This is a genomic window from Vibrio sp. V23_P3S9T160 (genome assembly GCF_963886625.1).
Lineage (GTDB): Bacteria > Pseudomonadota > Gammaproteobacteria > Enterobacterales > Vibrionaceae > Vibrio > Vibrio anguillarum.
Map to the genome: position 1 here is coordinate 38,981 of NZ_CAWPDB010000104.1, position 9,702 is coordinate 48,682.

A 9,702-nucleotide genomic window follows, 5' to 3' on the forward strand; every position below is an offset into this window, starting at 1 on the left:
CGTGAACTTCTTTTACTTTGAATGGTGGTTTAAGGATTAATACTCCAGATCTGCTGTCCTTTACGCAACTCTCTATCATATTCGATACCAATCAGACCGGATGTGGGGAACATTGGTGGTACTAAATCGGTAACAAATTCAGCCGCGAGATAGCCAACTAACGGTAAATGAGACACCAGCAGCACTGATTCGATTTGTTCCACATCGGCCAAGGCAGAGACATACTCAAATACCACTTCCGCTTTCCCATAAGGTGTGATGTCATCACAGGTAACAACATCATCGGCATTAAAATAAGAGGCTATCGCAGCCCAAGTTTGCTGCGCCCGTAAGTAAGGGCTTACCAATACTTTATCTACATGGCGAAGATCTTGCTTTTCACAAGCACGAGCCACAGCAACAGACTCACGAAGACCTCTTTCGGTTAAGGCCCTTTGTGCATCACTCGCTGCATAATGTTCAGCTTCTCCGTGACGCATAATAAAAATCTTCATTACTCATTCCTAGTGGTTATTATCTATGCCGTCTAGGCGGCTTTATTCTCGATTATATCAGGCAACCAAGCAAAGACTTCGACGCTGTTAACAGTCTATTAAAAAGTCTCCTGAAGGACTAAAATGGCACTTTGCTCATAAAATCATTGCTTGAAATTTGCACCTAACCGTTTCAACGCCATAATTAAAAAAGCCTTTTCTGTGGAGAGTCACTGTGCATTTAAGCCCTAACGACACCAACCAATACCGCTACATTACGTTAACTAATGGTCTGAGAACATTACTTATTCAAGCGGATGATGCACAAAAGTCAGCCGCTGCTTTAGCGATTAATGTAGGGCATTTCGATGATCCTGAAGACAGAGAAGGTCTTGCCCACTATCTGGAACACATGCTGTTTTTAGGCACAGAAAAGTACCCGAAAATTGGTGAGTTTCAAAGTTTTATTAATCAACATGGTGGCAGCAATAACGCATGGACTGGTACAGAGCACACCTGTTTTTTCTTTGATGTAAGCCCAAATCATTTTGAAAAAGCCTTGGACCGATTCAGCCAATTCTTTTGTGCCCCCTTATTTAATCAAGAAGCTCTGGATAAAGAACGCCAAGCGGTGGATTCTGAATTTAAACTCAAACAGAATGATGATTCGAGAAGGCTCTATCAGGTTCAAAAAGAAACCATCAATCCGCAACACCCGTTTGCTAAATTTTCAGTGGGTAATTTGGAAACGTTGTGTGATAGAAATGGTGTCTCTATCCGCGAAGAAATTGTCAGTTTTCACCATGAAAACTACTCAGCTGATTTGATGACGCTCTCGCTAGCAGGCCCACAGACACTTGATGAGTTAGAGCAGTGGGCAAGAGATGAATTTTCCTCCATCCCAAATAAACAGCTCGGCCCGAAAAAAATCGAGGTGCCTTTTGTTTTAGACGCGCACCGCGGCGTCTTGATTCAAATCGAGCCACGAAAAGAGATCCGCAAACTAACTTTAAGCTTCCCAGCCCCAAGCATGGATGACTTTTATCATGTCAAACCTCTCTCTTATTTCGCCCATCTCATCGGTTACGAAGGTGAAGGCAGTTTAATGTTGGCATTAAAAGAGAAAGGTTGGATCACGTCCTTATCGGCTGGAGGCGGCGCGAGTGGCAGCAATTATCGTGAGTTTTCGATAAGTTTTAGCCTAACACATGAAGGCGTAAAACAGGTCGATAACATCATCCAGTCACTCTTTACTCAGATTAAATTAATCGCAGAGCAGGGGCTGAACGAATGGCGTTACCTTGAAAAAAGAGCGGTGCTTGAATCGGCTTTTCGCTTTCAAGAAACGACAAGGCCATTAGACATGGTCAGCCATTTAGTGGTTAATATGCAGCACTATCAGCCGCAAGACACCATCTATGGCGATTATATGATGGCGGGCTACAACGAATCGCTACTTAAGCAAGCACTTCATTATTTGACTCCTGAAAATCTACGCGCCACGTTAATTGCTAAAGATGGGTATTACGATAAGAAAGCGAAATGGTATTTTACACCTTATTCAATTACTCCATTATCGGCGTCACAACTTGCAACATTCGCAACCCCTTGCGACATTGAAACAAACTTACCGCCACTCAATCCTTTTATCTGTTACGACTTAGACCCAAAACCGTTAGAGCCTTCAACGTCTTTACACCCGGAAATCATTGAAGAGTTACCAGGCTTTCGTTTATGGCATCTACAAGACCATGAATTTAGAGTGCCTAAAGGGGTAATTTACATCGCGATTGATAGCCCCATCTCGGTAGCCACTGCTCGAAATATTGTTAAAACACGTCTCTGTGTGGAAATGTTTTTAGACTCGCTGGCCACGGAAACTTATCAAGCAGAAATTGCTGGGATGAGTTACAACATGTACGCTCATCAAGGCGGCGTCACCCTGATGCTTTCTGGTTTTAGCAAAAAACAACCACAGTTAATGGAGATGATTCTCGCACGCTTTGCTAAACGTGATTTTAGCCTAAAACGCTTTAACACCATCAAGCAACAACTGCTTCGTAACTGGCAAAACACCACTAAAGATCGTCCAATTTCGCAGCTTTTCAATGCAATGACGGGTATTTTACAACCCAACAACCCTCCTTATGAAACGCTACTTGGTGCCTTAAAACAGATAGAAGTCGATGAGCTCAGTGATTTCGTAGAACAAATATTAGCGCAACTTCATGTTGAGATGTTTGTCTATGGCGACTGGTTAAGAAATGATGCGCAAGCGATGGCAGATACGCTTAAAAATGCATTACGAGTCAAAGATCAACAGTACGAGGAATCATTAAGACCACTCGTCATGCTCGGAGAGAGTGGGACTTTTCAAAAAGAGGTTCACTGCGATCAAGAAGATTCTGCTGTGGTGGTCTATTATCAGTGCAATGATGCCGCACCGCGCAGCATCGCCTTATATTCATTAGCTAATCACTTGATGTCCGCTACATTTTTTCATGAAATTCGTACTAAGCAGCAACTTGGTTATATGGTCGGAACGGGCAACATGCCATTAAACCGTCACCCAGGCATCGTACTCTACGTCCAGTCACCGAATGCTGCGCCTTATGAGCTGATTAGCGCTGTAGATGAATTTTTAAATGCTTTTTACATGGTGCTGCTGGAGCTCAACGAATACCAGTGGCACAGCAGTAAACGTGGTTTATGGAATCAAATTTCAACCCCCGACCCCACCCTTCGCAGCCGTGCGCAAAGACTTTGGGTTGCTATCGGCAATAAAGATGCGGGCTTTGATCAAAGAGAGCAGGTTTTGAGTGAACTGAAATCACTCAGCCGCAGTGATATGATTCGCTTTGTGGTCAATGAGCTAAAACCAAGGACCGCCAATCGACTGATCATGCACAGCCAAGGAAACGCACATCAAACGGTTCAAAAACTCAGTTTAGGGCAAGAAATTGGCTCAATTGAAGCGTTCCAGCTTCGGCCTAAAAGCTATAACTTAGGATAACAGTACTTCATCGCCATCAGAGCAATTTATCTTTGCTCTGATTTTACGATCTCTTTTAAAGAGTGGGGATGCAGTTTAATACACACGCCTTGCCACTTAAATGCAACCGTCGGGTTATGTAATCGCTCTCCTTCCCCTTTTGGACTGGACAATTTAACTTGAACACCTTGAGTGTCTAATGTTGTCCAGCATTCTTTTAATCGTGGGTAAACCGACAGTATATCCTGCAAATAGGCTTTCGCGGTTTTTGCCTCAGATGGCACCACAAATTCCACATGCTCCCAGCTCTGCTCTGGATAAATTTTTCCCTCGGCAGGGTAAGGCAATTCCAAACATTCTATAGACCAACTATTAGCCGATAGCGGCACCGTAAATTCAATCACAATGATAGGACGGCCATTTATCTGAGCACTCGATATTTCTCGCCCTTCCTCCAGCCATGCCGCATGTGCTAATGACGCTAATTTACGATCATTAATGCGCAGTGCAATGTGGTCAGCTTGATTTGTGGATAAATCAATATGCAAAATTTTGGTTAATTCTTGAATTTTATGCATAAATTTATCTAAATTCTGCTTAAGCTGTTCAGGATGAAGCGCTGCATTCTTTAATGGTTCAAGCATTTAAATGGTCCAAAATGATGATTATCGTCTAATAGTACCAACAACTCTTCGAAAAGTAGAAAATTTCCTAATTTAGTCCCTATAAGCGCCTCAATAAAATTGGTATTATGTGCGCCAAATGATGAACAAAATTAAGATATGTATTGGCACTAAATGGTGAATAAAATGCATACCTTTGCAATTCCAAGAATTAAAGGAAACGCGTGTGAATATCCAAGCACTGATTAATGACAAAGTATCTCAGGCTCTTGAAGCCGCAGGCGCACCAGCTGGCAGTCCTGCTGCTGTTCGCCAATCGGCCAAAGCGCAATTTGGTGACTATCAAGCCAATGGCATTATGGGCGTAGCTAAGCAACTGGGTACCAACCCGCGAGAATTTGCTCAAAAAGTATTGGATGTTCTGGACCTCGATGGCATTGCGAGCAAAACGGAAATTGCAGGCCCAGGTTTTATCAACATTTTCCTCAGTGAAGCGTTTCTTGCTAAACAAGCGGATATCGCCCTAGCAGATGAGCACCTTGGTGTAACCAAAGAAGCGCAGAAGACGATCGTCGCAGACTACTCAGCGCCTAACGTTGCCAAAGAGATGCATGTAGGCCACTTACGCTCAACCATCATTGGTGACGCCGTTGTACGTACCTTGGAATTTTTAGGCCATAAAGTGATCCGCGCCAACCACATCGGTGACTGGGGCACGCAATTTGGTATGTTGATAGCCAACCTTGAACGTGTGCAACAAGAGTCTGGTAACGAAGTTTCAATGGAACTTTCCGATCTTGAAGCTTTTTATCGTGAGTCAAAAAAACTCTACGACGAAGATGAAGTGTTTGCTGCTAAAGCACGAAATTATGTGGTCAAACTACAAAGCGGTGACGAATTCTGCGCTCAAATGTGGAAAAAATTGGTGGACATCACCATGATCCAAAACCAGCGTAACTATGATCGTTTGAATGTTTCGCTCACGCGCGATGATGTGATGGGCGAAAGCATGTACAACGACATGTTGCCCGGCATCGTAGCCGATTTAAAAGAAAAAGGTTTGGCGCAAGAAGATGATGGCGCACAAGTCGTTTTTCTTGAAGAATACAAAAATAAAGATGGCGAGCCAATGGGCGTTATCATCCAAAAACGTGATGGCGGCTTCTTATACACCACAACCGATATCGCGTGTGCAAAATACCGTTATGAAACCTTAGGTGCGGACCGTGTGTTGTACTTTATCGACTCGCGTCAACATCAGCACCTAATGCAAGCATGGACGATTGTCCGCAAAGCGGGCTATGTACCTGAAGAAGTGACTCTTGAACACCACGCCTTTGGTATGATGCTAGGCAAAGATGGCCGCCCGTTCAAAACTCGTGCTGGCGGTACTGTTCGTCTGGCCGATCTTCTCGATGAAGCGCAAGAGCGTGCCGCTAAATTAATTGAATCCAAAAACCCTGATTTAGACGCCGAAGAAAAAGCGAACATTGCCAATACTGTCGCGATGGCCGCAGTGAAATATGCTGATCTTTCTAAGCACCGTACTACCGATTACGTGTTTGACTGGGACAACATGTTGGCATTTGAAGGTAACACTGCGCCTTACATGCAGTATGCCTACACACGTGTCGCGTCAATTTTTGCTAAAGCAGGCGTATCGATGGATAACCTGACGGGTGAAATTAAAGTCACACAAGAGAAAGAAAAAGCTTTGATTGCGAAACTTCTGCAGTTTGAAGAAGCGGTACAAGCTGTTGCCCGCGAAGGCCAACCTCACATTATGTGTAGCTACCTATTTGAATTAGCTGGCCAATTCTCTAGCTTCTATGAAGCATGCCCAATCTTAGTCGCTGAAGATGAAAGTGTGAAACAAAGCCGTCTAAAACTGGCTGCATTGACAGCAAAAACCATCAAGCAAGGTTTGTCGCTACTCGGTATTGATACATTAGAACGTATGTAACGACAGCTATGAGTGAATGAAAGGGTTGACCATGGTCAGCCTTTTCTTTTATCGGTGATAACATCCGTGCAAGTGAGATTGACATGAATTTTGAACTCCACCCGCAACTGGCCAAAGACACTTCCGTCATTGGCGAATTTCCTCTTTGCTTAGCCTTACTCCATAAAGATAATGCCGTGCCTTGGATTATTCTGGTGCCTAAACGTGCCAATTTGAAAGAGCTGCATCATCTACCAATGCAGGAACAGCAACAATTTTTATGCGAATCTCAAGCCGTTAGCCAAGCTCTTGAAGCCACGTTTTGTCCAGATAAACTCAATTTAGGTGCGCTGGGTAACATGGTGCCTCAGCTCCATATTCACCATGTTGCTCGATTTAAAAATGATGTAGCATGGCCTGGGCCTATCTGGGGCAATACTCAAGGGATAGTGAGAGCCGAGCAAGAACAACAAGCGATCTTAACCAGAATCCAAAATGTGCTATCACTGAGTTCTATTTTTAGAAAAGGATAAACGTCGTCTCTCACACCATATATTAGGTAAAAGATAGATTGGGTAAAAGTTTGAAAGCCGCTGACATTAGCGGCTTTCGTTTATCAGACAGAATGCCCGGCATCGATTATGACTAAAGTAAGACAGTCAAAGACAGCCCGTTATTTCGGTTAAGCCCATAACGCACTCTTGTTACGTGGTGAGCCTTGTTGGTATCGATGGTACGCGACAACACACCTTTTCTTATCCACACGGCTAACATAGCGTCAACGCCGTCCTCACTGAGCGAAAACTTTTTCGCAATCGCCGAGCGGCTAACGATTCCATTCTCTTCAATGTAGCGCTTTAACTCATTTAATATCATGCCACTTGTACCTCAAGCACCGTTTTCTGCTGGAGTCCTTTTCGTTTAAGCATTTTAAAGGTCAACAAGCTCACCATAATAATGGCAATAATCCACGTTAAACTTTCGACAGGGGTTTCGGTGATCCTAGTCGCTTGGTAATAAAGCGCGGCGCCACCATACGCAAGCCCCATCGTCCATACTGCGATAAAACGAGCGTAATTCGCACCAAACTCACGAACATAAGCCCCCATTGCTGCAACACAAGGCGTGTAAAGCAAAATGAAGATAAGGTAGGCAAATGCGGCATGACCAGTGACAAAGTGCTGTTTCAAATTACCAAAGATTGAGGCATCTACGGCTTGCTCTTCAGCCACTGCGCTACTGTCTGTCAAGTCTCCGACTTCGATACCGAGCGGATCAGAGAAGCTTAATCCCGTTAGGTTTTCTGGAATAGACATAACCGCTTCTTGTAGGCTCGCCATTAGGTCATATTCACTTTCATCACCTTCAGCAGAGGTATATAAATTGTTTAATGTTCCGACTACCGCTTCTTTTGCAAAAATACCCGTGATGATACCCACTGTCGCTGGCCAGTTATCTTGATTGATACCAATAGGAGCAAATACCGGAGTAACCACTTGAGCCACTTTTGATAACACGGAGTTGTCACTATCTTCATTACCAAAGCTGCCATCAGTGCCAACTGAATTGAGGAAGCTTAAGATCATAACAACGATGACAATCGTTTTCCCTGCACCGAGAACAAAACGTTTTAATTTCTGCCATGTTTTGATCATGATGTTTTGTAGCGTTGGGATCTCGTAATCTGGCATCTCCATCACTAGGCTGTCGCTTGAACCCGGATAGAGCGTATGCTTCAAAACCAAACCAGTGAACACTGCGGCTAAAATGCCCAATAAATAAAGAGCAAAAACTACATTTTGACCGCTTTCAGGGAAAAATGCCGCAGCAAATAGCGCATACACTGGCAAACGTGCACCACATGACATAAAGGGTGCCATCGATGCCGCTAATTTACGTTCACGTTCTTGATCTAGAGTTCGGGTCGCCATAATCGCGGGAACGTTACAACCAAATCCTAAAACAAGCGGAACAAACGCTTTACCCGGTAGGCCTATCTTCTGCATCACTTTATCTAAAACAAAAGCCGCGCGAGACATATAACCTGAACTTTCGAGTACAGCTAAAAATAAGTACAAACAAGCGATAACTGGGATAAATGTGGCGACGGTTTGAATACCTCCGCCAAGGCCATCTGCTAATAATGTCACTAGCCAAATAGGCAAATGATCATCCAGTAAGTGGTGCCCACCATCAACCAATAACGCCCCGACGCCAATGTCGAAGAAATCAATGAAAGCGCTCCCAATATTGATCGAGAACATAAACATTAAGTACATAACCACAAAGAAAAACGGTACACCCACCCATTTATTTAAAATCAGCTTATCTGCTTTTTGTGTAAAACTGTGGCTTAGTTTCCCTTCGGTTTTGCGGATCTGCTGGCACTGTTCATGCAAAAATGTGTATTTGGTATCAGCGACATGCAGATCAATATCCAAACCACTTTGCAATTGCTCTTTCTGAATAAGCTCACGCTGCACTTCTGGTAATCCATTAATCACCAAAAGATCATTTTCTAAGGCACGAATAGCCAATGCGCGAGGTGCCACTTGCTTATGTTGAAAAATAGTGGCTAATTTTCCGATCGATTGTTCAAATGCACTACCGTAATCCAATAGCAGTTCTTTAAGAGCTACGCCTTGCAGCAGTACTTTATGCAGCTTTTCTTTGAATCGACTCACCTGCTCTTTACTGGTAGCAGAAAGCATAAAAACGGGGCAACCTAGAACTTTCTCAAGTTGTTGAATGTCTAGACCTTGACGCTCTCTTTTTAAAGCGTCCATTTTATTCAAAACCACAATCATTGGACGACCGAGCTCTCTCAATTGAAGCGTCATATAGAGACTGCGCTCCAAACACGTCACGTCCACAACGTTAATGATTAAATCGGCAGGATGTGTAAGAACCGCTCTAGAGGCAATGGATTCGTCAATACTGTTACTGTCATTCCCGCTGTCAAGTGCGTAGATGCCCGGCAAATCCGTTAGTATGAATTCATCTCCAGAATGAGTGTAGCGACCCGTTTTTTTCTCAACTGTAACACCAGCCCAGTTACCGACTTGCTGCTTAGAACCAGTCAGCCCATTAAATAACGTTGTTTTGCCACTATTAGGGTTACCAACGGTTAGAATTTGATATCGCACTACGCTCTCTCCACTTCAATACAAGCGGCTATATTTTCACGTACCGCTAAAGAGACGCCTCTCACTTCAAGTTGAAGTGGATCTCCCATAGGAGCTCTTCTGATTAACGTAACAGTAGTTAGAGGCAGCAAGCCCATCACCATCAATTTTTTACGAATGTCATTTGGAAGTTGATTGAACGCGACGATGCTCGCGCTATCTCCTTCATTTAATTGAGATAATTTCATCTATCTTGCTCTCAATGGTAGTGGTAATGAGAAATATTTTTATTAACAGGCGAATAATACACGCGCTAACCCTCTATTTTATTGCGTGAAATCAAAGATTGCATAAATCCATCACGTTGTTTTCGGTAAATAAACTGACGTTAAAAACGTTAAAAAATTATCAGGTACAAATGAGCTCAACATAAAAAAATAAACAAAAACAGATAAAATAAAAATAAACCATTAAAATCAATCAGTTATGGTTAATTATATATTTTGTCGTTTTTCTTATACTAGGTTGTCGTTAATTTTATAAATGA

Annotated in this window: 8 protein-coding genes; 3 read left to right on the top strand and 5 right to left on the bottom strand. The window is 43.2% G+C overall.

Annotated elements, in window-relative coordinates; all coding sequences use genetic code 11:
- Nucleotides 1-29: 29 nt before the first annotated feature.
- A complete protein-coding gene (sixA, locus tag AACU59_RS05430; protein WP_017042529.1) occupies nt 30-494 on the bottom strand; it encodes a phosphohistidine phosphatase SixA in 465 nt (154 codons plus the stop codon).
- A 214-nt stretch (nt 495-708) separates the two neighbouring features.
- Between sixA and AACU59_RS05435 the strand changes: the two genes are divergently transcribed.
- Nucleotides 709-3,486: an insulinase family protein gene (locus AACU59_RS05435; RefSeq protein ID WP_094145204.1), complete on the top strand. Its 2,778-nt coding sequence runs from the start codon at nt 709-711 to the stop codon at nt 3,484-3,486.
- A gap of 26 nt (nt 3,487-3,512) precedes the next feature.
- On the opposite strand, the gene AACU59_RS05440 is transcribed toward AACU59_RS05435, so the two are convergent.
- On the bottom strand, nt 3,513-4,109 hold the full coding sequence (locus AACU59_RS05440; protein WP_161437792.1) for a VOC family protein: 597 nt from the start codon (nt 4,107-4,109) through the stop codon (nt 3,513-3,515).
- Nucleotides 4,110-4,314: 205 nt separating this feature from the next.
- Between AACU59_RS05440 and argS the strand changes: the two genes are divergently transcribed.
- Together argS and AACU59_RS05450 are read left to right on the top strand one after the other, a co-directional pair.
- Nucleotides 4,315-6,051 (top strand): arginine--tRNA ligase, encoded by a 1,737-nt coding sequence (gene argS, locus AACU59_RS05445; protein WP_026027243.1) that lies wholly within the window; start codon nt 4,315-4,317, stop codon nt 6,049-6,051.
- Nucleotides 6,052-6,134: 83 nt separating this feature from the next.
- Complete coding sequence (locus AACU59_RS05450) at nt 6,135-6,563, top strand: HIT family protein (RefSeq protein ID WP_017042525.1); 429 nt, start codon at nt 6,135-6,137, stop codon at nt 6,561-6,563.
- A gap of 112 nt (nt 6,564-6,675) precedes the next feature.
- Here AACU59_RS05450 and AACU59_RS05455 read toward each other — a convergent pair whose 3' ends face one another.
- Genes AACU59_RS05455 through AACU59_RS05465 form a run of 3 tightly spaced genes read right to left on the bottom strand, consistent with a single transcriptional unit; the run spans nt 6,676 to nt 9,403 of the window.
- The gene (locus tag AACU59_RS05455; RefSeq protein ID WP_094124994.1) at nt 6,676-6,906 is read right to left on the bottom strand and encodes a FeoC-like transcriptional regulator; all 231 of its coding nucleotides are present in this window, start codon (nt 6,904-6,906) and stop codon (nt 6,676-6,678) included.
- Complete coding sequence (gene feoB / locus AACU59_RS05460) at nt 6,903-9,176, bottom strand: Fe(2+) transporter permease subunit FeoB (protein WP_094145148.1); 2,274 nt, start codon at nt 9,174-9,176, stop codon at nt 6,903-6,905. The genes AACU59_RS05455 and feoB overlap by 4 nt, the downstream gene beginning before the upstream one ends.
- Nucleotides 9,176-9,403: a FeoA family protein gene (locus AACU59_RS05465; RefSeq protein WP_013856356.1), complete on the bottom strand. Its 228-nt coding sequence runs from the start codon at nt 9,401-9,403 to the stop codon at nt 9,176-9,178. The genes feoB and AACU59_RS05465 overlap by 1 nt, the downstream gene beginning before the upstream one ends.
- Between the last annotated feature and the right edge of the window lie 299 nt (nt 9,404-9,702).

Excerpts from the sequence above, each read along its gene's own strand:
- AACU59_RS05465 (WP_013856356.1), bottom strand. The coding sequence starts at position 9,403 with ATGAAATTATCTCAATTAAATGAAGGAGATAGCGCGAGCATCGTCGCG.
- AACU59_RS05440 (WP_161437792.1), bottom strand. The coding sequence starts at position 4,109 with ATGCTTGAACCATTAAAGAATGCAGCGCTTCATCCTGAACAGCTTAAG.
- sixA (WP_017042529.1), bottom strand. The coding sequence starts at position 494 with ATGAAGATTTTTATTATGCGTCACGGAGAAGCTGAACATTATGCAGCG.
- AACU59_RS05450 (WP_017042525.1), top strand. The coding sequence starts at position 6,135 with ATGAATTTTGAACTCCACCCGCAACTGGCCAAAGACACTTCCGTCATT.
- AACU59_RS05455 (WP_094124994.1), bottom strand. The coding sequence starts at position 6,906 with ATGATATTAAATGAGTTAAAGCGCTACATTGAAGAGAATGGAATCGTT.